Annotated in this window: 19 protein-coding genes and 4 pseudogenes; 14 read left to right on the top strand and 9 right to left on the bottom strand. The window is 64.3% G+C overall.

All coding sequences use genetic code 11. From position 1 onward, the window contains the following. Positions 1–183: 183 nt before the first annotated feature. The 12 genes and pseudogenes from AB8Z38_RS09910 (at position 184) to AB8Z38_RS09855 (ending at position 14,357) form a co-directional block, all read left to right on the top strand. Positions 184–2,139, top strand: a complete 1,956-nt coding sequence (locus AB8Z38_RS09910) for an ABC transporter ATP-binding protein/permease (RefSeq protein ID WP_369724643.1) — start codon at positions 184–186, stop codon at positions 2,137–2,139. A gap of 78 nt (positions 2,140–2,217) precedes the next feature. Further along, on the top strand, positions 2,218–2,922 hold the full coding sequence (locus AB8Z38_RS09905; RefSeq protein ID WP_369726793.1) for a phosphatidylserine decarboxylase: 705 nt from the start codon (positions 2,218–2,220) through the stop codon (positions 2,920–2,922). A gap of 87 nt (positions 2,923–3,009) precedes the next feature. Then, positions 3,010–3,888, top strand: a complete 879-nt coding sequence (locus tag AB8Z38_RS09900; protein ID WP_369724642.1) for a phosphatidylcholine/phosphatidylserine synthase — start codon at positions 3,010–3,012, stop codon at positions 3,886–3,888. Positions 3,889–4,009: 121 nt separating this feature from the next. After that, a complete protein-coding gene (locus AB8Z38_RS09895) occupies positions 4,010–4,729 on the top strand; it encodes an RraA family protein (protein WP_369724640.1) in 720 nt (239 codons plus the stop codon). Between the two features lie 15 nt (positions 4,730–4,744). Next, positions 4,745–5,567: pseudogene (locus AB8Z38_RS09890) on the top strand (SDR family NAD(P)-dependent oxidoreductase). A gap of 204 nt (positions 5,568–5,771) precedes the next feature. After that, positions 5,772–6,545, top strand: coding sequence for a motility protein A (locus tag AB8Z38_RS09885; protein WP_369724638.1), 774 nt, complete (start codon positions 5,772–5,774; stop codon positions 6,543–6,545). 22 nt (positions 6,546–6,567) lie between these two features. Further along, positions 6,568–7,398, top strand: coding sequence for a flagellar motor protein MotB (locus AB8Z38_RS09880; RefSeq protein ID WP_369724637.1), 831 nt, complete (start codon positions 6,568–6,570; stop codon positions 7,396–7,398). 173 nt (positions 7,399–7,571) lie between these two features. Then, positions 7,572–9,471 (top strand): annotated as a pseudogene (locus AB8Z38_RS09875) (potassium transporter Kup). A 142-nt stretch (positions 9,472–9,613) separates the two neighbouring features. Next, on the top strand, positions 9,614–11,542 hold the full coding sequence (locus AB8Z38_RS09870) for a potassium transporter Kup (RefSeq protein WP_369724636.1): 1,929 nt from the start codon (positions 9,614–9,616) through the stop codon (positions 11,540–11,542). Positions 11,543–11,722: 180 nt separating this feature from the next. Beyond that, on the top strand, positions 11,723–12,049 hold the full coding sequence (locus AB8Z38_RS09865; RefSeq protein ID WP_369724635.1) for a rhodanese-like domain-containing protein: 327 nt from the start codon (positions 11,723–11,725) through the stop codon (positions 12,047–12,049). Positions 12,050–12,056: 7 nt separating this feature from the next. Continuing rightward, positions 12,057–13,237 (top strand): annotated as a pseudogene (locus tag AB8Z38_RS09860) (aminotransferase). 7 nt (positions 13,238–13,244) lie between these two features. After that, on the top strand, positions 13,245–14,357 hold the full coding sequence (locus AB8Z38_RS09855) for a polyamine ABC transporter substrate-binding protein (RefSeq protein WP_369724634.1): 1,113 nt from the start codon (positions 13,245–13,247) through the stop codon (positions 14,355–14,357). Positions 14,358–14,495: 138 nt separating this feature from the next. On the opposite strand, the gene AB8Z38_RS09850 is transcribed toward AB8Z38_RS09855, so the two are convergent. The 6 genes from AB8Z38_RS09850 to AB8Z38_RS09825 form a co-directional block, all read right to left on the bottom strand. Further along, positions 14,496–15,428, bottom strand: a complete 933-nt coding sequence (locus tag AB8Z38_RS09850; RefSeq protein WP_369724633.1) for a lipid A biosynthesis lauroyl acyltransferase — start codon at positions 15,426–15,428, stop codon at positions 14,496–14,498. A gap of 8 nt (positions 15,429–15,436) precedes the next feature. Then, a complete protein-coding gene (locus AB8Z38_RS09845; protein ID WP_369724631.1) occupies positions 15,437–16,714 on the bottom strand; it encodes a beta-ketoacyl-ACP synthase in 1,278 nt (425 codons plus the stop codon). A gap of 43 nt (positions 16,715–16,757) precedes the next feature. Beyond that, on the bottom strand, positions 16,758–17,966 hold the full coding sequence (locus AB8Z38_RS09840; protein ID WP_369724630.1) for a beta-ketoacyl-ACP synthase: 1,209 nt from the start codon (positions 17,964–17,966) through the stop codon (positions 16,758–16,760). After that, entirely contained in the window at positions 17,963–18,433 is a 471-nt protein-coding gene (locus AB8Z38_RS09835) for a 3-hydroxyacyl-ACP dehydratase FabZ family protein (protein WP_369724628.1), read from the bottom strand. Before AB8Z38_RS09835 ends, AB8Z38_RS09840 begins: the two co-directional genes overlap by 4 nt. Positions 18,434–18,443: 10 nt before the next feature. Beyond that, on the bottom strand, positions 18,444–18,731 hold the full coding sequence (locus AB8Z38_RS09830; protein ID WP_007592476.1) for an acyl carrier protein: 288 nt from the start codon (positions 18,729–18,731) through the stop codon (positions 18,444–18,446). 209 nt (positions 18,732–18,940) lie between these two features. Beyond that, on the bottom strand, positions 18,941–19,282 hold the full coding sequence (locus tag AB8Z38_RS09825; RefSeq protein ID WP_369724625.1) for a hypothetical protein: 342 nt from the start codon (positions 19,280–19,282) through the stop codon (positions 18,941–18,943). Between the two features lie 281 nt (positions 19,283–19,563). On the opposite strand from AB8Z38_RS09825, the gene AB8Z38_RS09820 reads away from it, so the two are divergent. Both AB8Z38_RS09820 and AB8Z38_RS09815 read left to right on the top strand, forming a co-directional pair. Next, positions 19,564–20,190, top strand: coding sequence for a ParB-like protein (locus AB8Z38_RS09820; protein WP_369724623.1), 627 nt, complete (start codon positions 19,564–19,566; stop codon positions 20,188–20,190). A gap of 135 nt (positions 20,191–20,325) precedes the next feature. Next, entirely contained in the window at positions 20,326–20,481 is a 156-nt protein-coding gene (locus AB8Z38_RS09815; protein WP_369724622.1) for a hypothetical protein, read from the top strand. Positions 20,482–20,533: 52 nt separating this feature from the next. On the opposite strand, the gene AB8Z38_RS09810 is transcribed toward AB8Z38_RS09815, so the two are convergent. From AB8Z38_RS09810 to AB8Z38_RS09800, 3 genes and pseudogenes are all read right to left on the bottom strand, one after another. Continuing rightward, positions 20,534–21,220, bottom strand: a complete 687-nt coding sequence (locus AB8Z38_RS09810; RefSeq protein ID WP_369724620.1) for a hypothetical protein — start codon at positions 21,218–21,220, stop codon at positions 20,534–20,536. Positions 21,221–21,628: 408 nt separating this feature from the next. Then, positions 21,629–22,210, bottom strand: coding sequence for a peroxidase-related enzyme (locus AB8Z38_RS09805; RefSeq protein ID WP_369724618.1), 582 nt, complete (start codon positions 22,208–22,210; stop codon positions 21,629–21,631). Positions 22,211–22,415: 205 nt separating this feature from the next. Continuing rightward, positions 22,416–24,156, bottom strand: a pseudogene (locus AB8Z38_RS09800) (ATP-binding protein). Between the last annotated feature and the right edge of the window lie 280 nt (positions 24,157–24,436).

The following is a 24,436-nucleotide window of genomic DNA, read 5'->3' as shown; positions in this document are numbered from 1 at the left end:
CAGCGAAGATGCGTCAAGCCCAATCGGTGATTCGGGCCCACCGGAAATCTACCGGTAAATGGCGACAAACAATCGAAGATTCGCCATCTGGCGGGGTGCACTGGCATCTGGAAGTCTCTATATGTCGGACGAAAATCGCAAATCGCAACGCTGCCCGCATCCGGCGGGCCTTCAGGCTTCTTGATGGACCAACTTCAATCGCTCGGCGGCGCCGACGTTCCTGATCCTGCCGGCGGAGCGCTGGAGCGGGCCACGTTGATGGGCACGCTGGCGCATTTGTGGCCCTATATCTGGCCCGGCGACCGCTTCGACCTGAAGATGCGCGTGGTCTGGTCGATGGTGCTGCTGCTCGCGGCCAAGCTGATCACGCTGACGGTTCCCTTCAGCTTCAAATGGGCGACGGACGCGCTGACCGGCGCCAACACCGCGCCGGTGCAGCCTGACAACTGGCACCTCTGGGTGATCGCATCGCCGCTGCTGCTGACGGCGAGCTACGGCGTGACGCGCATCCTGATGGCGGTGCTGACGCAGTGGCGCGACGGCATCTTTGCGCGCGTCGCCATGCACGCGGTCCGCAAGCTCGCCACCATCACTTTCATCCACATGCACGAGCTCTCGCTGCGCTTTCACCTGGAGCGCAAGACCGGCGGCCTGACGCGCGTGCTCGAGCGCGGCCGCTCCGGCATCGAAGTCATCGTGCGTATGGTGATTCTCCAGCTGATCCCGACTATCGTCGAGGTCTCGTTGCTGCTGGCGGTGCTGCTATGGCAGTTCGACTGGCGCTACGTGGTGGCGACGCTGATCACCGTCGCCGTCTATATGTACTACACCTATGTCGCGACCGAGTGGCGGATCGGCATTCGCCGCAAGATGAACGATTCGGACACCGAGGCGAACACCAAGGCGATCGACTCCCTGCTCAACTACGAGACCGTGAAATATTTCAGCGCCGAGGCACGCGAGGCGCAGCGTTACGACCGCTCGGTCGCGCGCTACGAGGAGGCGAGCGTGCAGGCCTATACCTCGCTCGCCGTGCTTAACACCGGGCAAGCCGTCATCTTCACGCTGGGCCTGACCGCGACCATGCTGATGTGCGCGATCGGCGTGCGCAACGGCACCAACACGGTCGGCGATTTCGTGCTGGTCAATGCCATGATGATCCAGCTCTACCAGCCGCTGAACTTCATGGGCATGGTTTATCGCGAGATCAAGCAGGCGATCATCGACATCGAGAAGATGTTCAACGTGCTCGGCCGTGAGGCCGAGATCAAGGACGCGCCCGGCGCAAAGCCGCTGGTGGTCTCCGCGGGAAATTTGCGTTTCGAGGACGTGCGCTTTGCCTATGAGCCGGCGCGACCGATCCTCAAAGGCATCAGCTTCGAGGTGCCGGCCGGCAAGACGGTCGCGATCGTCGGCCCGTCCGGAGCCGGCAAGTCGACTATCTCGCGGCTGCTGTTCCGGCTCTACGATATCTCGGGCGGCAAGATCCTGATCGACGGCCAGGACATCCGCGACGTTACGCAGGCTTCGCTGCGCGCCTCGATCGGCATGGTGCCGCAGGACACCGTGCTGTTCAACGACACCATCCGCTACAACATCCGCTACGGCCGCTGGGACGCTGACGATCCCGCGGTCGAAGAGGCGGCGCAGCTGGCGCAGATCGACCGTTTCATCCGCATGGCGCCGAAGGGTTATGAGACCCAGGTCGGCGAGCGCGGCCTGAAATTGTCCGGCGGCGAGAAGCAGCGCGTCGCGATCGCGCGGACCGTGCTGAAGGCGCCGCCGATCCTGGTGCTGGACGAGGCGACCTCGGCGCTCGACACCCACACCGAGCACGAGATCCAGGGTGCGCTCGACCGCGTCGCCAAGAACCGCACCTCGCTGGTGATCGCACACCGGCTCTCCACCATCGTCGGCGCCGACGAGATCATCGTGCTGGACCAGGGCCGCATCGCCGAGCGCGGCACGCATGCCCAGCTGCTGGCGCAGGGTGGCCTCTATGCCAGCATGTGGAACAGGCAGCGCGAGGCCGAGGCCGCACGCGAGAAACTGGCCAAGATGGCCGACACCAGCGAGGCGCCGAACCGGGAGCCGCCGCCGGTCGAGGACGTCCTCACGACGCCGGTCGCCGCGGAGTGAGCTTGTCTCCGGTCCCAACTCTGGCCTAAACAACCCCGTGCGCGAGACCACCCGCGCCATCACCCCTTTTTGCGGCAGATAGCGATGTCCATTCTCGATTCCGTCCAGCGGCAGATCCCGCCGATCCACAAGGAGGGCTATCCCTTCATCGGCGGCTTTGCGCTGGCAAGCCTCGTCCTGTTCTGGCTGTGGTCGCCGCTCGGGTGGATCGGCACCATTCTCACGGTCTGGTGCGCGCTATTCTTCCGTGATCCCGTGCGCGTCACGCCGGTACGGGATGGGCTCGTGGTGTCGCCGGCCGACGGCCGCGTTTCCATGATCACAATGGCGCTGCCGCCTGCCGAGCTCGGGCTCGGCGACCGGCCGCTGCCGCGCATCTCGGTCTTCATGAGCGTGTTCAACTGCCATGTGAACCGCAGCCCGGTGGCGGGCAGGGTGGACCGCATAGCCTACCGGCCGGGCCTCTTCATCAATGCCGAGCTCGACAAGGCGAGCGAGGACAATGAGCGCAATTCGCTGGTCATCTCGACGCCGCAAGGCCGCATCGGCGTGATCCAGATCGCGGGCCTCGTGGCCAAACGCATCGTCTGCTTCGTCCGGGAAGGGCAGGCGCTCGGCGCCGGCGAGCGGTTCGGCCTGATCCGCTTCGGCTCACGGCTTGATGTTTATCTGCCGCTCGGCACCAAGGCGCTGGTCTCCGAAGGGCAGACCGCGATTGCCGGCGAAACTATCCTGGCCGACCTCGTTTCGGATGATACGGCCCGCGCCTATCGCGCCAATTAACCATTGGGGCCCAGGCCGGGGGTCTTCCGCCGCAATGGCGGAGGGGAGCGTGGCTTGCTATATCTCGTCCTAACGTGAGGACGAGCCATGACGCCCTACGACTTCAAAGATCCAGACGTGCGCCGCCGGCGGTTCCGCCCGATCCCGGTGCGGATGCTGGTGCCCAACGTCATCACGCTGCTGGCGATCTGCGCCGGGCTGACGGCGATCCGGCTGTCGATCGAAGGGCGGATGACGCTCGCCGTCTACGCCATCGTGTTTGCAGCCGCGCTCGACGGCATCGACGGCCGCGTCGCCCGCATGATCAAGGGCCAGTCCAAATTCGGCGCCGAGCTCGACAGCCTCGCCGACTTCGTCAATTTCGGCGTGGCGCCCGGCTTGATGCTGTATTTCTGGCAGCTGCACGAGCTCGGCAATGCCGGCTGGATCGCGGCGATGGTGTTTGCGATCTCCGGGGGCCTGCGGCTCGCGCGCTTCAACGCCACCATGGACGATCCGAACAAGCCGGCCTTCGCCGCCAATTTCTTCACCGGCGTGCCGGCGCCGGCCGGCGCGATCACGGTGCTGCTGCCGATCTATGTCGCGTTCCTCGATCTGGGCCGCTGGCCCGCGGCGCTGACGGCCGCCTACACGCTGCTGATCGCCTTCCTGATGGTGTCGCGCCTGCCGGTGTTCTCCGGCAAGACCAAGCGCATGCGCGTGCCGCCCGAACTGGTGCTGCCGGCGTTCGTCGCGGTGGTCGTCTTCATCGCGCTTGTGATCGCTTATCCCTGGCAGGTGCTGACGATCGGAACGGTGCTGTATCTGCTCGCCCTGCCGCTCGGCTATAAATCCTATCGCGACCAGGCGCGCGCGATGGAAGCCGCCGCGCCCGTGGCGGGCGAGGTCTCGTCGCCGCCTTCGGCGCCGACGCTGGCCAACCTGTCGGAGCCGCCGCGCGACGACCGGCCCGATCGGCTGCACTGAACGGCAGATCGCGGATATCTGCCATGAGAGCTTCCTGAGTTGGGTTGAGGCCCGATCTCGGCTATATCGCCCTGTGCCGGCGGCACCGCGTCAATCAGCCGCCAACCTGGGGGAGAATGCCGTGACTGATACCGCAACCGGGCCGCTGCCTGCTTCCGTGCTCGAAGCGCTGGGTCGCTACGATACGCCGACGATCTGCAACGCGATGGAGATCGTGGCGCCCGAGCGCCGGCTGATCGGCTACACCACCAAGCCGCTGGTCTGCCCGTTCCCCGGTCTGCCGCCGATCGTCGGCTATGCGCGCACCGTTGCGATCCGCTCGGTGCTGAAGTCCTCGCTTGCACCGGACGAGCAGTCCAGGCGCCGCATCGACTATTACGAATATGTCGGCACCGGCCACGGCCCGCGCATCTCGGTGATCCAGGACATCGACGGTCCTGACGTCGGCTACGGCGCGTTCTGGGGCGAGGTGCAGAGCAACGTGCACAAGGCGCTCGGTTGCCTCGGCGTCATCACCGACGGCTCGATCCGCGACATCCCGCAATGGGCGTCCGGCTTCCAGGCGCTGGCCGGCTCGATCGGCCCGTCGCATGCATGGGTGCATGCGGAAAGCTTCGGCGGCGAAGTGCGCGTTGCCGGCATGACCGTGAAATCGGACGACCTGATCCATGCCGACCAGCATGGCGCCATCGTGATCCCGCTCGACATTGCGGCGATACTGCCGGAGGCGGCCGAGCTTTGCGGCCGCCGCGAGACGCCGATCCTCGAGATCGCCCGCAGCCCCGACTTCTCGCTGGAGAAGCTGAAGGCCGCGCTGAAGCGCTCGGCGGAGATTCACTGAGCACGGAGTGATCCCATGGACATGCGCGGCAAGACGGTGCTGATCACGGGCTCGACCGATGGTGTCGGGCGCTATGTCGCAAGTCGTCTTGCCGCCGAGGGCGCGCGCGTGCTGATCCACGGCCGCGACGCCGCGCGCGCAAACGCTGATCGACGCGATCGTGAAGGCCGGCCACGCCGCGCCGACGTTTTATCAGGCCGATCTGTCGTCGATTTCAGCCACGCGCGAGCTCGCCGCAGCCGTGATCCGCGATCATCGGCGTATCGACGTCTTCGTCAGCAATGCCGGCATCGGCTCGCAGAACGACGGGCCGCAGCGGCAGGAGAGCCGCGACGGTCACGAGCTGCGCTTTGCCGTCAACTATCTCTCGGGCTTCCTGCTCGCCCGTCTGCTGCTGCCGCTGCTCAAGAGTGCGGCGCCGTCGCGGATCGTCAATGTTGCGTCCCTCGGCCAGCATCCGATCGATTTCGACGACGTCATGATCACCAAGGGCTACAGCGGCTCGCGCGCCTATGCCCAGAGCAAGCTCGCGCAGATCATGTTCACCATCGATCTCGCGGAAGAGCTTAGGGATGCCGGCATCACGGTGAACGCGCTGCATCCGGCGACCTACATGAATACGACCATGGTGCGGGCCGGCGGCATCACGCCCATGTCGACCGTCGAACAGGGTGGTGCTGCGATCCTGCATCTGGTCGAGGGCGACGACGTCGCGGGCAAGAGCGGCCTGTTCTTCAACGGCATGAACGAGATGCGCGCCAATCCGCAGGCCTACGACGCGGACGCGCGCAAGCGCCTGCGCGCGCTCAGCCTGGAGCTGACCGGCCTGTCGTCCTAGCCCATCCGGTTATGGTTAGCGAAGCGTTGAAATTCCTGTCGCTTGACGGCAAATCGCGGCTCGTTCAGCGGCGGCGTGCCGCACTGTCCGGACTTAACCTTTACGCGTCTTTAATCGCGCGCCACTAGGGTTTTCGATGCGGTTCGGGGTTGGACTGCGCCATCGGCCAGGACGGCCGTTGTTGCGTTCGCGTTGGAGTCTCCCATGGATATCATGACGAGCGTCGGCCTCGTGGCGGGCATTATCGTCATCGCGGTGATGATGCTGCTGGGCGGCGATCTTCACATGTTCATCTCCGAGCATGCGATGATCATCATCTTCGGTGGCTCGACGGCCGCGACCATGATCCGCTTTCCGCTCTCGGCGCTGATGCACGGCCTGCCGCTCGGCGCCAAATTCGCCTTCACGATGAGCCGTCTGTCTGCGCACGATCTGGTCGACGAACTCGCCCGCATCGCCGAGATCGCCCGCAAGCAGGGCCCGGTGGGGTTGGAAAAAGTCGAGACCGACGAGCCGTTCCTCGCCAAGGGCATCCGCTACGTCGCCGACGGCTACGACCTCGATTTCATCCGCGACAATCTCGAGCGCGACCGCGACAATTTCCTGATGCATCTGGACGAAGGCAGCAAGATCTACCGCGCCGTCGGCGATTGCGCTCCGGCTTTCGGCATGGTCGGCACGCTGATCGGCATGGTGCAGATGTTCGCCAACATGACCGATCCGTCCAAGCTCGGCCCGTTCATGGCGACCGCGCTGCTCGCAACGCTCTACGGCGCGCTGGTCGCGAACCTGTTCTGCATCCCGATCGCCGATAAATTGCACGGCAAGCTCCTGGACGAGGAGACCAACCGCACGCTGATCATCGACGGCATTTTGATGATCCGTGACTCCAAGAGCCCGACGCTGGTGCGCGAAATGCTGCTGGCCTATCTGCCCGAGAAGCACCGCCACGCCGAAGGCGAGCCGGTGCCGGCCTAACGCCGCCGCCGGGATCTGAAAGATGGCCAAGAAGAAGCGCGGCGATGCACATGGAGGCGGTCACGGCTGGTTCGTGACCTTCGCCGACTTGATGGGCCTGATGATGAGCTTCTTCGTGATGCTCGTCGCGTTCTCGACCCAGGATGCCAACAAGCTGAAGGTGGTCGCAGGCTCCATGCGCGACGCTTTCGGCGTCCAGAGCGAAGCGCGCTACGCCGGTATCGTCGAGTCGGACGGTCTGCCGACCCGCCCGCGGCTCAAGAACGTCGATCACATCGAGCCTGAGGATGCCTCCAATACGCCGACCCCGGACCAGGAGGATCGCGACCGCACCTCGGGGGCGAAGATCAAGGTCGACCGCAACTTCGCACTGGCGGCAGCCTCGCTGCGGCAGGCGCTGCAGGACATGCCGGAACTGACCGAGATGTCCAAGCACATCATGTTCGAGGAGACCAAGCAGGGTCTCAACCTCGAGATCGTCGACCAGGATGGCCGCTCGATGTTTGCCGACGGCTCCAAGGTGCCCTACGACCGCACCCGCCGCCTGATCGAGAAGCTCGCGATCCCGCTGAAGGCGACGCCCTTGCGTGTCTCCATCGCCGGCCACACGGCGGCCGGCTTCGTGCCGACCCGCAGCGACTACGGCGCGTTCGATCTCTCGGCCGACCGTGCCAACGCTGTGCGTCAGATCCTCGAGCGCGAGGGCCTGCCGCCGGCGCACGTCTTCGCCGTCTCCGGCAAGGCGGATACCCAGCCGTTGTTTCCGGACGACCCTTCGCTGGCCGCCAACCGCCGCGTCACGATCACTCTGATGCGCGAAGATCCGCCCCTGCCGCCGAACTTGAAGCCATAAATCCCTTGCGCTACCATTTTACCTAGGCTCGATCGTCACGACGACGACGAACGTGGCCGCGCCGTCACAGCATCTGCCGTGCCGGCTGCTATGGTGGCAGGCCGATTGACAGGCGCGCCGGAAGCGTCGAAACGCGCCGGATCAATTCTAGGGACGAAGCGTTCTCCACCCTCATGACGGCGAGCATCACATCGACCGAGACCCACGAGGGGCCGGTCACCTCCGGTTTTTGGTCCCTGACGCTGGGGAGCATCGGCGTTGTCTTCGGCGACATCGGGACCTCTCCGCTCTATGCATTCCACGAAGCGGTCAGGGGCGCGGCTCACGGCGAGCCGGTTACGCGGATCATGGTGCTCGGCGTGCTCTCGCTGATCCTGTGGGCGCTGCTGATCGTCGTCACCGCCAAATACGTGCTGTTGCTGCTGCGCGCCGACAACAACGGGGAGGGCGGCACGCTCTCGCTGATGGCGCTCGGCCAGCGCGCGCTCGGGCGCCGAAGCTGGTTCCTGCTCGCCCTTGGCGTGGTTGGCGCTTCCATGTTCATCGGCGATTCCATGATCACGCCGGCGATCTCGGTTCTGTCGGCGGTCGACGGCCTCAAGCTCGCGACGCCTGCGTTCGAGCACTATGTCGTGCCACTCACCGTCTTCATCCTGGCGCTGCTGTTCGCGGTCCAGAGCAAGGGGACGGCGCTGGTGGCTTCCGCCTTCGGGCCGGTCATGGTGGTCTGGTTCACCTGCCTCGCCGTGCTGGGCGTCGTCCACATCGCCGACGACCCCTCGGTGCTGGCCGCGATCAATCCGTATTATGCGCTGCAATTCCTGCTGTCGCACGGCACGATCGGTCTCGTGACGTTAGGAGCCGTCTTCCTGGCGGTGACCGGGGGCGAGGCGCTCTATGCCGATCTCGGTCATTTCGGCCGCAAGCCGATCCAGTCGGCCTGGATGTTTTTCGTGCTGCCGTCGCTGCTGATCAACTATTTCGGGCAGGGCGCGCTGGTATTGTCCGATCCGGGCGCAATCGAACACTCCTTCTATCGCATGGTCCCCGAGCATTGGGTGCTGCCGCTGGTCGGGCTTGCGACTGCGGCGACTGTGATCGCGAGTCAGGCCGTGATCACCGGCGCCTATTCGCTGGTCTATCAGGCGGTGCAGCTCGGGCTGCTGCCTCGCTTCGAGGTGCGTTACACCTCTGAAACCCATGCCGGCCAGATCTATCTGCCCCGGGTGAACCGGCTGCTCCTGATCGGCGTGATGCTGCTGGTCCTGTTGTTCCGGACGCCGAGCGGCCTCGCTTCGGCCTACGGCATCGCGGTGTCCACCACCATGGTCGCCGACGGCATCATGGGCTTCATCGTGATCTGGAAATTGTGGAATTGGCGCGTTGCCACGGCCGCGGTCGTGATCCTGCCCTTCGTCATGGTCGACATCACCTTCTTCAGCGCCAATCTCCTGAAGCTGCTCGAAGGCGCCTGGGTGCCGCTGCTGTTCGGCGTGGTGATGGCGGCCACGATCTGGACCTGGCGGCGTGGCTCGGGAATCCTGATCCAGAAGACGCGCCGCATCGAGGTGCCGCTGGACGATCTCATCCGCAGTCTCGAGAAGCGGCCGCCGCACATCGTCAAGGGCACGGCGGTCTTCCTGACCAGCGATCCCGCCTTCGTGCCGACCGCGCTGTTGCACAATCTCAAGCACAACAAGGTGCTGCACGAGCACAATGTGGTCCTGACCATCGAGACCGCGCAAACGCCGCGGGTCGATCTGTCCGAGCGCTTCCGCATGGAGAAGATCAGCGACAAGTTCTCGAAGGTCCGCCTGCGCTTCGGCTTCATGGAGCAGCCGAATGTCCCCAAGGCGCTGGCGATCGCGCGCAAGCAGGGGCTGGCAGTTCGACATCATGTCGACGTCGTTCTTCGTCTCGCGGCGGTCGCTGAAGGCGTCGGCGCAGTCCGGCATGCCGCTCTGGCAGGACCATCTGTTCATCGCGCTTAGCCGGTCCGCCAACGATGCCACGGACTATTTCCAGATTCCGACCGGCCGGGTGGTTGAAGTGGGGACCCAAGTCACCATTTGAACGCAATCGGCGCACCTATGCAAATTTGCATGCCGCGGGCCCAGAATCGGCCTAGGCTATGCCGCCAGCGCAAGACTATAAGCCGCGCGCGCTCCTCCGCCGTTGTGCAGTGAAGCATTTTTAGAGGCCACCAGGCTCTCCCATGACAAGTGACGTAGCAATTCCCGCCCCGGAAACGGCGGCGGGCAACGGGCATGGCGACGCCCACACTACAGCTGGCTTCGGCGCGCTGACGCTCGGCAGCATCGGCGTGGTCTATGGCGACATCGGCACCAGCCCGCTGTACGCGTTCCGCGAGGCGGTGACGGCAGCGTCGGGTGCAGAGGGCGCGCCCACCGCCGCGGCTGTGCTCGGAGTGGTGTCCCTGATCCTGTGGGCGCTGATCGTCGTGGTGACGCTCAAATACGTCGTCATCCTGCTGCGCGCCGACAACAATGGCGAGGGCGGCACGCTCGCCCTGATGGCGCTGGCCCAACGCGCGGTCGGCACCCGCGGGGCGACCATCGTCCTGCTCGGCATCATCTCCGGCGCCCTGTTCTACGGGGACGCGGTGATCACGCCGGCACTGTCGGTGCTGTCGGCCGTTGAAGGCATGAAGGACGTCACCGCCACGTTCGAGCCTTACGTCGTGCCGCTGACGGTCATCATCCTGGTTGGCCTGTTCGCCGTGCAATCGCGTGGCACCGCCCGCGTCGCTGCCTTTTTCGGCCCGGTGATGTGCGTCTGGTTCGCCGTGATCGCGGCGGCGGCGATCCATCCCATCGTCCAGCAGCCGCAAATCCTGCTGGCTTTGAACCCGCTGTACGCAGTGTCGTTCATGCTTCATCACGGCATCATCGGCTTCGTGACGCTCGGCGCTGTGTTCCTGGCGGTCACCGGCGCCGAGGCGCTCTATGCCGATCTCGGCCATTTCGGCAAGCGACCGATCCAGACCGCATGGCTGTTCATCGTTCTGCCGTCGCTGGCACTGAACTATCTGGGGCAGGGCGCTCTCGTCCTCGGCGATCCCCAGGCGATCGAAAGCCCGTTCTTCCAATTGTTTCCGCAAGGCTGGGCTCGCGGCGGCATGGTCGTCCTCGCCACCGCCGCCACTGTCATCGCGAGCCAGGCCGTTATCACCGGCGCCTATTCGCTGACGCGCCAGGCGATCCAGCTCGGGCTGATGCCGCGCTTTGAAATTCGCCATACGTCGGAAGCCCATTCCGGCCAGATCTTCATCCCGCGCATCAACCAGCTGCTGCTGGTCGCGGTGATGCTGCTGGTGCTGCTGTTCCGCTCCTCCAGCGCGTTGGCCTCGGCCTATGGCATCTCGGTCACGGGGACGATGGTGGTCACGGCGATGATGGGCTTTGTCGTGATCTGGAAGGTGTGGCGGTGGTCGCCGTTGACTGCCGCCGCCCTGATCGCGCCGTTCCTGTTCCTCGACCTGACGTTCCTGGCCGCCAACCTGCTCAAGGTGTTCGAGGGTGGTTGGGTGCCGCTCGCGCTCGGCTCCCTCATGATCCTCTTGATGTACACGTGGCGGCGCGGCAGCCGGCTGCTGTTCGAGAAGTCGCGCAAGCTCGAATTCCCGCTCGCCGACCTCGTGACGATGCTGGAGAAGCGGCCTCCGCAGCGCGTGCCCGGAACCGCCGTGTTCCTGACCAGCGATCCTCTGAGCGCGCCGACCGCGCTGATGCACAGTCTGAAACACTACAAAGTGCTTCACGAGAAGAATGTCATTCTCACGATCGAGACCGCGCAAACGCCGCGCATCAATCCGGCCGAGCGCGTCAAGCTGGAGCAGATCTCACCGACCTTCTCCAAGGTGACGCTGAAGTTCGGCTTCATGGAATCGCCCAACGTGCCGAAGGCGCTGGCGATCGCCCGCAAGCTCGGCTGGCAGTTCGACATCATGTCGACCTCGTTCTTCCTGTCACGGAGGGCGCTGAAGCCCGCGGCCCATTCCGGCATGCCGCGCTGGCAGGACCGGCTGTTCATCTCGCTGAGCCGCTCGGCCAACGACGCCACTGACTACTTCCAGATCCCGAGCGGCCGCGTCGTCGAGGTCGGCACGCAAGTTACGATCTAGGCTCACGATCTAGGCTGACGATTCGGGTTGCTCCGAAAGCGGTGCTTCAAGTCCCTGCGATTTAGCTTTAACTTACGCCGCGCAGCCCAAGCCTTTGTAGCGCTTGATTTTCGTGAGCCGAGAGGCGAGGTTGCGGCCGGCCGGGATCGCCGGCGAGCGGCTGCGACGTTGGAGGATGATGTGGCGAACCAGGTACAGGATCTGACCCCGGACGAGGTCTCCAAGGGCATCGCTGAAGGGCGGTATCTGCTCGTCGATGTGCGCGAGCCGAACGAGGTCGAGGCCGAGGCCTATCCGTACGGCGTGGTCGTGCCGCTTTCGACCTTCGATCCGAACGCGATCCCCGATCCCGCCGGCAAGGAGGTCGTGTTCGCCTGCCGCTCGGGCAAGCGTTCGGTGACCGCCTCGCTCGCGGCGCAGGCGGCGGGCCTGCCTTATGACAAGCATCTGGCCGGCGGCATGCTGGGCTGGAAGGCGGCGGGTCTTCCCAGCAAGGTCGGTGGCTAGCCCGGCGATGACGACCAAGAGCGCTTCCCTGAACAAGGTCTTCGCCGACCTTCCCGTCACCATCTTCGAGGCGATGTCGCAGGCCGCGCGCGACAACAACGCCATCAATCTCGGCCAGGGCTTTCCCGACGATCCGGGTCCTGAGGACATCCGCCGCGCCGCGGCGGATGCCTCGCTCAACGGCTACAACCAGTATCCATCGATGATGGGCATCCCGGAGCTGCGCCAGGCGATCGCGACCCATTACGGCCACTGGCATGGCCTGAAGCTCGATCCGATGAGCGAGGTGATGGTCACCTCCGGCGGCACCGAGGCGCTGACCTCGGCCATCCTCGCGGTGGTGCAGCCCGGCGACGAGGTGGTCTGCTTCCAGCCGGTTTATGACCCTATTTGCCGATCATCCGCCAGGCCGGCGGCATTCCGCGCCTGGTGCGGCTCGAGCCGCCGGGCTGGCGGCTGAATGAGGACATGCTGAAAAGCGTCTTCAACTCGAAGACCAAGGCGGTGCTCTTCAACAACCCCCTGAATCCGTCGGCAGTGGTGTATCCGCGCGAGGACCTCGAACTGCTGGCGCGCTACTGCCAGGAATTCGACGTCGTCGCGATCACCGACGAGGTCTGGGAGCACGTCACCTTCGACGAGCACAAGCACATCCCGCTGATCACCATCCCCGGCATGCGGGAGCGCACCATCAAGGTCGGCTCGGCCGGCAAGATCTTCTCGCTGACGGGCTGGAAGATCGGCTTCGTCTGCGCCGCGCCGCCGTTGCTTCGGGTGGCGGCCAAGGTGCACCAGTTCCTGACCTTCACCACCGCGCCGAACCTCCAGGCCGCGGTGGCCTACGGGCTCGGCAAGCCCGACGAGTATTTCCTGTCAATGCGCAAGGATCTGACGCTGAGCAGGGACCGTCTCACCAAGGGATTGGAGAGCCTCGGCTTTCCCGTGCTGAAGTCGCAGGGCACCTACTTCCTGACTGTGGATCTGTCGCCGCTCGGGCTCAATGAGAGCGATGCCGAGTTCTGCTGGCGCATCGTGAAGGACTACAAGGTCGCGGCGATCCCGGTCTCGGCGTTCTACGAGCAGGACCCGGTGAGCTCGGTGGTGCGGTTCTGCTTTGCCAAGAAGGACCAGACGCTCGACACTGCGCTGGAGCGGTTGTCGGACGCGGTGCGCGGACGCAAGAGGTAGGACCAAGATGACGAATGTCCGCCGCTACGGTTTTGGCCTTGGTCTCGCGATCGCCGCAGCGCTGACATTCCCCTCGCAAAAGGCGGCCGCCGAGGAACGCGTCGTCAACTTCTACAACTGGTCCAATTACATGGCGCCGGATGTCTTGGAGGCCTTCACCAAGGAGACCGGCATCAAGGTGGTCTACGACACCTTTGACGCCAACGAGACGCTGGAGACGCGCCTGATGGCCGGCAAGTCCGGCTATGACGTCGTGGTGCCCACGGCGTATTTCCTCCAACGTCAGATCAAGGCCAACATCTTTCAGAAGCTCGACAAGTCGAAGCTGCCGAACCTCGCTAACGCCTGGCCGGTGGTGACCGAGCGGCTCGCCATCTACGATCCCGGCAATCTCTACGCCGCGAACTACATGTGGGGCACGACCGGGATCGGCTACAACGTTGCCAAGCTGAAGCAGATCCTCGGGCCCGACGCGAAGATCGACAGCTGGGACATCGTCTTCAAGCCGGAGAACCTCGCCAAGTTCAGGGATTGTGGCGTGCACATGCTCGACTCCGCCGACGATATCTTTCCGGCGGCGCTGAACTATCTCGGGCTCGATCCGAACTCGACCAGGCAGGCGGACCTCGAAAAGGCGGCCGACGTGGTGGCCAAGGTCCGCCCTTACGTGCGAAAATTTCACTCCTCCGAATATCTCAGCGCGCTCGCCACCGGCGAGATCTGCTTCGTGGTCGGCTGGTCCGGCGACATCATGCAGGCCCGTGCTCGCGCTGCCGAAGCCAAGCGAGGCATCGAGATCGGCTACACCATCCCGAAGGAGGGCGCGCAGATGTTCTTCGACAATCTCGCGATCCCGGCAGACGCCAAGAACGTCAAGGAAGCCTACGAACTGATCAACTATCTCTACCGCCCCGACGTCGCCGCCAAGAACTCGGACTTCCTGTCCTACGCCAACGGCAACCTCGCCAGCCAGAAGCTGGTCGATCCGAAAATCCTGAACGACAAGAACATCTATCCGGACGAGGCGACGCTTTCAAAGCTGTTCGTCATCACGGCGCGAGATCCGGCGACCCAGCGCGTCATCAATCGGCTGTGGACCAAAGTGAAGACGGGACGGTGAGCGGCTGAGAGGAAGCGGACGCTCACCTTGCTCATTCGTCATGCCCGGGCTCGTCCCGGGCATCCACGTCTTTCCTGCTGCGTGGCGATGCGTGGATGGCCGGGACAAGCCCGGCCATGACGGAAAGAGTTGCGTCCGCTACCGCCACCTGCGGTGCAGCCACAGCCATTGCTCCGGATGCTCGCGCACCCAGCCTTCCACCACGTCCGTGACCGCCTGCGTCGTGCCCTGGATGTCGATCTTGCCGCCGGCATCGCGCACCGGCTTGACCTCTTCCGTCAATTCCGCAGTGAAGCGGCCGCCGGGCTGGCGGATGATGCGGACGCCGTGGATGGGGCATTCGACCTGGCGCAGCAGCCGCGCCAGCATCGGATTGGCGCGGGTCTTGCGGCCGAAGAAGGTGACCTCGACCCCACCGGTGAGATACTGGTCGATCAGCATGGCGACGTGCTTGCCGTCCTTGAGCGCCTGCGCGAGCCGCAGTGGCGCATCGCGCCCCGCCGGGATCAGCGTGCCCATGTTGACCTGGCGCATCTCCTGGATGATGCGGTCGGCGGACGCGATGTTCGGGCGGCGGTAGAGGATCGCGGTATCCAGCCCATGCGCGACGGCGGCGAGCGCCGGCAATTCCCAATTGGCGAGATGCGCTGCAAAAATCAGCGCTGGCTTGCCGTCGTCCCTGATGTGGTCGAACAGCTCGATGCTGCGCGGCGACAATGTGATGCGACTTCGCTCGGGGTGCTCCCGATCATAATCCCAGACCTGGTCCATATGGGCGAACTCGGCGCCGACGCGGCCGAGATTGTCCCACACGCCCATCAAGATGCTTTCGATCTCCTCCGGCGACTTCTCGGGAACGGCAGCGATCAGGTTGGCGCGGCCGATACGATGCTCGCGCAGGCGCGGACCGATCAGCTTGGTGACGCGCGCGAAGAAGTCCGAGGTCTTCACCGGATCGAAATAGCGCGTGGTGCGCAGCATGCCGACGGTGGCGGCCCCGATCAGGCTGCCGCCGATCGACTTGGCCGCCTCCCGCGCGCGGGCCTTCATGCTCGCAGGAAGCAGCGCCATGCGTCCGGTCAGGCCGGTTCGCGGGTCAGGATCAGCGAGGCGTTCTGGCCGCCGAAGCCGAACGAGTTCGACATGACAGCGGTGACGCGGGCGTCGCGCGCCTTGTTGCCGACGACGTCGAACAGGATCGTGGGATCCGGAGTGTCGTAGTTGATCGTCGGCGGAATTCGCTGATGCTCGAGTGTGAGCAGCGAAAAGATCGCCTCCACCGCGCCCGCGGCCGAGATGGTGTGGCCGACCATCGACTTGTTCGACGTGACCGGAATCTTGGAGACGAGATCACCGAACACGGCCGATGTCGTATTGTATTCCATCTTGTCGTTTTCAGGCGTCGCCGTGCCGTGTGCGTTGATGTGGTCGATCTGGTCCGGCGTCATGCCGGCATCGGCCAGCGTCTTGTTCATGCAGCCGATGATCGGCTTGCCGTCAGGCGAAGAGCGGGTGCGATGGAAGGAATCGGTGAGCTCGCCACAGCCCGCGATGACGCCGAGGATCTTTGCGCCGCGCGCGGTTGCCGCTTCATAGCTCTCCAGCACGAGGGCGCCTGCGCCTTCGGCCATGACAAAACCGTCGCGATTCTTGGAGAAGGGACGGGAGGCCGCCTGAGGCGGCTCGTTCTGGGTCGACAGCGCGGAGAGCAGGGAGAAGCGCACCAGCGCTTCCGGGTTGACCGTGCCGTCGGTCGCCACGCAAAGCGCAGCGTCGGTTTCGCCGCGGCGGATCGCCTCGACGCCGAGCTGGATCGAGGTCGCGCCCGAGGCGCAGGCCGTCGACAGCGAGATCGGCGAGCCCTTGGTGCCGAAGGTCTCTGCGAGGTAGGCGGCCACCGAGCCGAACATGAAGCGGTGATGATAGGCGCTGTACTTGCCGCCGCCCGAGATGCGCAGCAGATCGTCATAGGTGAAGTCCGGCCTGCCCACGGCGCGGCCAAGCTCGCGCCGCTGCGGCCATTCGACCTCGACCGGCGCGACCGCGAGAAACAGCGGGCCCGGAAAATCGCACTTGGCCCCGATGCCGGCCTGCTCCAGCGCTTCCTCCGTCACCAGCTCGGCCATCCGCTCGGACAGGCCCGTGGAGGAGAACGGATCGACGCTGACGAAATCGACCGTGCCGGCCATCGTGGTCTTCAGGCCGTCGACCGGAAAGCGCGTGATGGTGCGGATGCCGGATTCGCCGGCCACGAGCTTCGCCCAATTGTCGGTCTTGCCGGCGCCGAGCGAGGTCATGATGCCCATGCCGGTGACGACGACGACGGGACGTCCGAGTTTGTCGCGTGGTGCAGTCATGGAGTCCCCGCTCAATCAACAACCTGCCAAAGCGCGACGCGCTTTAGCGAACCGCCTCGACCAGCGCCATGCCTTCGCCGCGCCAGTGTCCGGCTCCCACGACCACAATCTGGGTGGGCGCGCCCTGCATTTCAATCTCGGTCCCCGTCGAATCGTTCGGCGGGAATAGCGCGCCACGCGAGATCGCGAGCGCTGCAAGCGCAATCCCGAGCGGAAATTGCGTCTCCATGGTGTGGCCGAACATCGTGCCGGTCGAGCGCACCGGGAATTCGGAATGGTTGTTCAGGAAGCCGCGCTCTTCCGTGGTCGCCGGCTCCGCGCCGGTCGCGCCCGTGATGATCGCACCCTTGCCCTCGCGCTTGGGCAGCTTCGCCCACAGCTTCTCCAGGGTCGCGGCCATGTCGCCATCCTGCTTGCGCCGGGCGAGATCGGCCACCACGCTCGACAGTTTTGCAAATGGCTTTGCGCCGCGCGCTTCCGCATGCGCCTTCGATTCCAGCACCAGGAAGGCGCCGGCCGAGCCGAGCGCGAAGCCGGCGTGATCATTGCGCGCCCAGACCGGTGCGAACTTGTCCTTCAGGTTGAAGTCGCCGAATTCGTAGAGGACCATCAGGTCCTTGCGTTCGCCATTGTGCGAGCCGCCGATCAGCGCGATGTCGCTCTCGCCGGAGGCGATGCGCGACAGGGCAATACGCGCGGCATCCGCGCCCGCGACCTCTTCGCCCATGAAGGTGCGCGAGGTGCCGCCCAAGCCGTGCACGATGGCGATGTTGCCGGCGAGCAGATTGGAGAGCTGGGCCAAAAACAGCGTCGGCCGCAGATCGCTCATCAGCCGCTCGTTGAGGAAGCCAGGCGCGTTGGCGCCCTTGGCCTCGGCCGTGAGCACGCCGGTGTCGACGTTGAGATCGCGCTCGCCACCACCTGCGGCGACCACCATGTCGATCTTCGAGAGGATGTCCTTGTTGCCCTTTATGCCTGCGGAATCCAGCGCAAGGCCTGCGGCATAGACGCCGATGCGCTGCCAGGCTTCCATCTGGCGCTGGTCGCCCTTTTTCGGGATCTGGCTGTCAAAGGACACCGGCAGCAAGGGATGCACGATGAACGGCGCAAAGCCCTTTTCGTCGACGTTGATGCGCCTCTCCTGGAGCGCGGTCCAGTTGGCGTCGAGCCCTTCCCCGAGCGAGGTGGCGAGCCCAATGCCTGTGATCCAGACTTCTGTCTGGCCGGGCTTCGAAGCAGCAGTGTCAGTCATGGCGATACGGCCTGTTGCGGAAAGCCGACGCGCTTGGCGACCGCCTCCATGTATCCGCGCATATCCGGATTGGGAAAGGGGATCAGTGTGAAGGTGAGCGCCGAGTTCGCACGCAGCTTGCCGGCGACCCTGATCTTGGCCTCGGTCATGGCGTAGCCCGAGCCCTCATGGGCCAGTGTTGCCTCGATGCTCATGAGATCGCCCGGAAACACGGAACCACGGACCTTGCCTTCCTTGACGGCGGCGAGAATCGGCATGCGCTCGAACTTCAGGGCGCCGAGCAGCAGCCAGCCCGAGGCCTGCGCCATCGTTTCGATCAGGAGCACGCCGGGCATCAGCGGATAGCCCGGGAAGTGGCCCTCGAAGACGGTGCTTTCGGTCGGGACCTGCGCTTCGACGACGATCTTCCTCTCGTCGACCTTGAGGTCGACGATGCGATCGATCATGTGGAAGTATTCGAGTTGCATGACCGCCCGATTAGGCGCTCGCGCCCTTGGCCGCAACCAGTTCGTCGATGCGGGCGCACAGGTTCTTCAGCACGAAATACTGCTCGGTGGTCGCCTTGCCGTCATTGACCTCCTGGGTCCACTTTTCGAGCGGCAGCTTGATACCGAACTGCTTGTCGATCGCGAACGCGATGTCCAGGAAATCGAGGCTGTCGATGCCGAGATCATCGATGGCATGGCTATCCGGCGTGATCGTGTCGCGCGGGATGTCGCAGGTTTCAGCGATGATCGTAGCGACCTGATCGAATGTGGAGGACATCACTAAGCCTTTGATATATTGCGGGTATTTGTCAGATATTCCAGAGTGGCAGGGTGGGTGGGCATCGCGCCCCGAATGACGCCCTCAAACCCCCTCTGGTTGGGTCGGAAGCCCGTATATCGGAGCGCCGCCTTGAGTTCAATGGAGCGGGACAGGGCGCGGACAGGGCTGGGGATGCCGGTTGCAGCGCCTCCGGCCCGGGGCCGCGCCTAGATATGCGGTGTCGTGATCCTGACGCAGTCCCGCCGGCCCATCAGCACGCAATCCTGGGTCCGGCGCAGGTCGGCAATGCTGACGGCGAGCCAGATTCCGATCGCGGTCAGCGCGATGGTGAAGGCCAGCGCCGCGATATTGGCGAGCATCCGATGGCGGAAATCGTCGGGCTCCTCGCGGGGCTGCTCATAGCGTGACAGATCGAGCGGCTCGGGAACTGCGTGCAGCGGTTGCACGATGCCGCTGCCCCGGTGGACCACCGGGGACGGCGTGGTGCGCGGCCTGAACTGGAGCACCCGGTGCTCCTCGTCCGAGGTTATGGGCCGCTGGGATGTCATGGCGCGGGGATTTCTCCGAAGCAGCTTTTAAATAGCATAGGGGACACCGGGGTTGCAGAAAATATTCGCGACCAGCACGTGCCTTGCGCGTCCGCATGATCGGGCACGGGGCGTCGCGAAGACCAGCCGAACTGGTTGTGGTCCCGCTGTCTGGAATGCACCCGTTGCGCTGCACAACGCGCGATAGCGCTTGCGCGAGCGCATTTTGCCGTCGCAACGCCCATGGCATAATAGGGAACCCTGGACCACCAACTTGCAACCAGACGAGAGGCCCTTCCATCATGACCACAAACGCGCGCGAGCCGAGAGTGCATCCGGTGCCGATCCTGTCGCTCCGGCCGACGCAGATGACGGTGGGCATGCGCGAGGTCAAGGAGAAGCGCAAGCGTTGGCGCGAGCACGGCAAGAAGAAGCAGTCCGACCTGCTTGGCACCCACATGATTCCGGTCGTGCATGGGCCGGACGAGCGCTACTACGTGATCGATCATCACCATCTCGGCCGCGCGCTGCACGACGAGGGCATCAAGGAGGTGCTGGTGACCGTCGTCGGCGATCTCAGGATGGTCGAGCGCGAAGCGTTCTGGGGCGTGATGGACAACAAGCGCTGGGTTTATCCTTACGACGCCAAGGGCGAACGCCGTCCATTTCGCGACCTGCCGAAATCTGTCGTCGATCTCAAGGACGATCCGTTCCGCAGTCTCGCCGGCGAGCTCCGCCGCATGGGCGGCTTCGCCAAGGACACCACACCGTTCTCCGAATTCTTGTGGGCCGATTTTCTGCGTCGAAAGCTATCGCGCAAGGCGGTGGACGCCAATTTCGACAAGGCGCTGGAGAAGGGGCTGGCCGCGGCCAAGAGCAAGGATGCGATCTATCTGCCGGGCTGGTGCGGGCCGGCGTCGGACGATTAGGCGCAACGCTCGGGCGGCGTTGCGAACTGCGGCACATCACAGTCGCTTGAGCGAAGTCATTCTTCTGCCGCACGAAAACGTCCTGAAACAAAGCGGTTCGATGCTTCGTGGCTGTCACCCACGAAGGAGGATGAAATGCGTCGTCTGGTCTTCGCCGCCGTTTTGCTCGCAGTCGCCTCAGTCGGGGGTTACAGTTTTGTCTCCGCGTCGCTTGCTGCTGCTCACGCGACCAAAGCTGCGACTTTCTCCGAACGCTTTGCCCCGGCGGTCGAGCTGATGGCGAAGCGCTAGCGGTCCGGTGCATCGGCGCTAAACTGTCGCGGCGCGGACTCGCCGTTCCGCTTCAAGCAGCCGTATCGCGGTCGATCTTCCGCAAGCGCACGAAGGCGGCCCAGGCCCGTGGATATTCGTTATCCTTGGGATCAATCGCGAGCAGCGCGCGGCATGCTTCCTTGATCTCCTCGGGCGAAGGACGCCGGGTCGGAATCCCGGATGATTTCGCTTCCTCCCAACGAGCCTCGACATTTTTCGCGAAAGCCATGGCTTCGGCGCTCGTCCGCTTCTGCGTTGGTTTCGCCAGCGCATGGCCGGAGGGGAACGTTGGCCAAGCGGCCGGCGGCTGGTCGATAGGCCAGGTCTGTTCGTCTCCCAAGGGGGCCACGACGCTCGAACCTGAGTGCTGGGTTGCCGGCGCCCATCCTGACCCGGCCGAGGCTGTCGAACCTGACGAGCCCGCCGATTTCGGCGCGACGGCCGCTGTCTGTCCAGCGAGTTGGCCAAGCTGTTGTTCCATGGTCCCGCCGCTGGACTTCGGGATGATGTTTTCAACGGTCGTGATCACCGATAGCGCGCCTGGCGATATCAACTTGTTCCGGTCGGCTATCTTGTCGTCAGTCGCGGCTGGGCACGGCCTGTATGTCGAACGCTGCGACGTGATCCGGCCGTCGTCGTCGATACGGGCAAAATCGATTGCGACGGTGTAGACGAAGGCGGTCTCGACATACTGCCCCTTTTGATCCATCGCCTTCACGGCGCCGCACACATATCTGGCCTTGTCTGCATCGACCGTTCGCAGGCCGTTGAAATGAGCTGAATTCGGCGCAATCAGCACACGTGAGACGGCGGCCCGCGCCTTGCCGTGCTCCGATCCAAGCATGCTCCATATGTTGCTGGCCTCCATGACCTCGGGCTGATAATTCCAGACATATCCGGCCGCGAAGAATGCCGCGCCGATGCTGGTTGCGACAAGAAATGCCCGCACGTTCATGAGACGGCCCTCTCAAGGCACGACTCATCCGCGTCTCCGATGATGGAAACTGTGCAAGTTGTGCCAAAGCGTTTGTGCTAGTTGAGGGTGAGTCTCTTAACAAAACGTGTGCGATTGCAAAAAACCCGAGTTCCCGTCAAACGGGAACTCGTCGCCGGTGACGGCGGCCGGTCATTTCTTCGGCAGGCGTCCCATCAGATAGAACTCGTCGTTTGGCCGCATGCCGGTGAAATTCGCCAGTCGGTTCGACAGCGCAAAGAAGGCGGAGATTGCGGCGATGTCCCAGATGTCGTCGTTGCTGAAGCCGTGCGGGGCGAGCGCGGCAAAATCGTCATCGCAAATCCGCTGCGCGTCCGCCGAGATCTTCATCGCGAAATCGAGCATCGCCCTCTCGCGCGGCGTGATGTCGGCCTTGCGGTAATTGACCGCGATCTGGTCGGCGATCAGAGGGTTCTTGGCGCGGATGCGCAGGATCGCACCGTGCGCGATCACGCAATACTGGCACTGATTGGCTGCTGAGGTCGCCACCACGATCATCTCGCGCTCGGCCTTGGTCAGGCCGCCGTCCTTTTCCATCAGCGCGTCGTGATAGGCAAAGAAGGCACGGAATTCGTCGGGGCGATAGGCCAGCGTCAGAAATACGTTCGGCACGAAGCCGCTCTTCTCCTGTACGGCGAACAGCCTCGTGCGGATGTCCTCCGGCAACGTGTCGAGGGCGGGTGCGGGGAAGCGTTGCTCGGCGGGCTGTGTCATTGGCATGTTTTCCGGATTGCAGCCGGCAAACATAGTCGATGCGGGCGCGGGGCTCAACGTGCCACGGGGCACCAGTGTCATCGCCCGATTTAATCGGGCGATCCAGTATTCCAGAGACAGCGATGGGATAGGGAGAGGCTGCGGCGTACTGGATGCCCGCTTTCGCGGGCATGACGGCGGAGTTTGCGGAAGCGGTGTCCGCCGCCTACCGTAGCGGCTTCTTCAGCAGCGAGAAGCGGTCCGGATCGAGCCCCATCGACGGTTGCAGCATCGGGACTTCGGCGGGGGCGAGCGTCCTGGCGGGCGGCGCCGAAAACACCGGGTCGTTCGGCACGTCGCGCTGCGACGTCGCGCCGCGCCAGCGCTCGAGCACGGCGCCGACGAAATGCATGTCATGACCCGATGTCACGGAAGGAACGCTGCTGATGGTGGCTTCGCCGCGCGGCAATTGGTGCGGTGGCACCTCCTTGAAGCGCAGGCGCGTCGGCAGCGCGACGCCTTCGCCGAACGCCAGCACCTCGCGGGTGCCGAGTGAGGGCACGAAGGACAGTAGATTAGCGGCCGCATCCGACACCGCGGCGCGGAGCAGGGCCTGGTCGCGCTCGTTGGCGAGACGCATCGTGAACAGCGTGTTGCATTGGGAGATGATGGTGGCGTCGAGCTCGGCCGGGCGCTGCGTAATGAGGCCGAGATAGACGCCGTATTTGCGGCCCTCCTTGGCGATGCGCGACACCGCCTTGCGGGTCGGCCCGAAGCCGACATTGCGGTCGGCGGAGGCATAGCGATGGGCTTCCTCGCAGACGAACAGCATCGGCGAAACGCCATCGCTCCAGAGGCCGAAGTCGAAGGCCATGCGGCACAACACCGAGACGACGGAATCGATCACCTCGGCCGGGAAGCCGGCGAGCTGCATGACCGTCATCGGCTTGCCGTTGGCGGGCAGGCGGAACAGATGACTGATCACCTCGGCCATGGTGTCGCCGCCGACATTGGCGTTGTCGAACATGAAGGCGTAGCGCGGATCATTGCGGACCGCTTCGATGCGCGAGATCAGCTTGTGATAGACGATGCGCGAGGAGCGGTTTTCCAGCTTGCCCATGCGCTCGTCGATCAGCGAGATCAAATCGACCAAGCGGTATGGCACGGGCGTGTCGACGGTGAAGCCGACCTGCTTGGGATCAATGCGCTTCAGGCCGAGGCGGTCGGTGTTCTGGTACTGCGTGTAGATGGCCTTGGCGATCGGGATCACCTCGGCGAGAACGTCGAGCTCCTCCAGGGACTCCGGCGCGGCCCCCGAACAGCACGTCGACGATTTCCTCGAAATTGAACAGCCAGAACGGCAGTTTCAGGTTTCGCGGGTTGATTACCAGCGCGCGGTCGCCGAAGCAGCGGCCATATTCGTTGTGGACGTCGAGCAGGAAGATGCGAAGGTTCGGCCGTGCCTTGAGGATCTCGTTGAGCAGCAGCGACACGCCGGTGGATTTGCCGACGCCGGTCGATCCCAGCACCGCGAAATGCTTGGACAGCATTTCCTCGATATCGACATAGGCGATGACGGAACGGTCCTGCTGGAGGAAACCGACATTGATCTGGTCCGATCCGGTCGGCGCGTAAATCGTGCGCAGCTCCTGGCTCGTGATCAGGTCGACTGAATCGCCGATCGTCGGATAGTTGGTGACGCCGCGCTGGAATTTGGCCTTGTCGGCGGCGTTGTGGATCTCGCCGAGCAGGTCGACCGACGCGATCGCGATCAGATTGTCGGTGCTCGAGAGGTTTTCGCAGGACACCTCGGTGATCATCGCGACGATGACCGAGCTGGCGCCGCGGATGCTGACGAAGCGGCCAACGGTGGCCCGAACCTCCGAGACCGGCATCCGGCTTTCCGCCAGAAGTCCGACCCGGGCGAGCGACCCGCGTACCGAAATCACGCGTCCAAAGGATGTCACGATGGATGAACCTGGCAAGAGCGAGGAATCTGGCCCTGACTATGCAAGCTGCGGCTGGACAAACGGTTAAACGGCAGGCGCGGGCGCTTTGTTAAATCCGCGATAATTCGGCTAACAGGTTTGTTCCTAATGCCTATTTGACGGGCAATCGCCCCAAAATGGCTGCTTTTTCAGACCCGGTCGGCTCGGAAGCACTTAAGGAAGATTTTACCATTCGGGCAGTCGGCCGAACGTCGCGCGGGTTCGCAGCTCGCGGCCGGTAGCACCACGGCAGGGCAGC

The sequence above is a fragment of the Bradyrhizobium sp. LLZ17 genome, assembly GCF_041200145.1.
In the GTDB taxonomy this organism is placed as follows: Bacteria; Pseudomonadota; Alphaproteobacteria; order Rhizobiales; family Xanthobacteraceae; genus Bradyrhizobium.
This window is presented reverse-complemented; position numbering and strand designations above follow the sequence as displayed.

Coding starts and splice junctions, on each gene's coding strand:
- AB8Z38_RS09910 (WP_369724643.1), top strand. CDS start 184: ATGGACCAACTTCAATCGCTCGGCGGCGCCGACGTTCCTGATCCTGCC.
- AB8Z38_RS09900 (WP_369724642.1), top strand. CDS start 3,010: ATGACGCCCTACGACTTCAAAGATCCAGACGTGCGCCGCCGGCGGTTC.
- AB8Z38_RS09885 (WP_369724638.1), top strand. CDS start 5,772: ATGGATATCATGACGAGCGTCGGCCTCGTGGCGGGCATTATCGTCATC.
- AB8Z38_RS09880 (WP_369724637.1), top strand. CDS start 6,568: ATGGCCAAGAAGAAGCGCGGCGATGCACATGGAGGCGGTCACGGCTGG.
- AB8Z38_RS09870 (WP_369724636.1), top strand. CDS start 9,614: ATGACAAGTGACGTAGCAATTCCCGCCCCGGAAACGGCGGCGGGCAAC.
- AB8Z38_RS09855 (WP_369724634.1), top strand. CDS start 13,245: ATGACGAATGTCCGCCGCTACGGTTTTGGCCTTGGTCTCGCGATCGCC.
- AB8Z38_RS09850 (WP_369724633.1), bottom strand. CDS start 15,428: ATGGCGCTGCTTCCTGCGAGCATGAAGGCCCGCGCGCGGGAGGCGGCC.
- AB8Z38_RS09845 (WP_369724631.1), bottom strand. CDS start 16,714: ATGACTGCACCACGCGACAAACTCGGACGTCCCGTCGTCGTCGTCACC.
- AB8Z38_RS09840 (WP_369724630.1), bottom strand. CDS start 17,966: ATGACTGACACTGCTGCTTCGAAGCCCGGCCAGACAGAAGTCTGGATC.
- AB8Z38_RS09835 (WP_369724628.1), bottom strand. CDS start 18,433: ATGCAACTCGAATACTTCCACATGATCGATCGCATCGTCGACCTCAAG.
- AB8Z38_RS09830 (WP_007592476.1), bottom strand. CDS start 18,731: ATGTCCTCCACATTCGATCAGGTCGCTACGATCATCGCTGAAACCTGC.
- AB8Z38_RS09825 (WP_369724625.1), bottom strand. CDS start 19,282: ATGACATCCCAGCGGCCCATAACCTCGGACGAGGAGCACCGGGTGCTC.
- AB8Z38_RS09820 (WP_369724623.1), top strand. CDS start 19,564: ATGACCACAAACGCGCGCGAGCCGAGAGTGCATCCGGTGCCGATCCTG.
- AB8Z38_RS09815 (WP_369724622.1), top strand. CDS start 20,326: ATGCGTCGTCTGGTCTTCGCCGCCGTTTTGCTCGCAGTCGCCTCAGTC.
- AB8Z38_RS09805 (WP_369724618.1), bottom strand. CDS start 22,210: ATGACACAGCCCGCCGAGCAACGCTTCCCCGCACCCGCCCTCGACACG.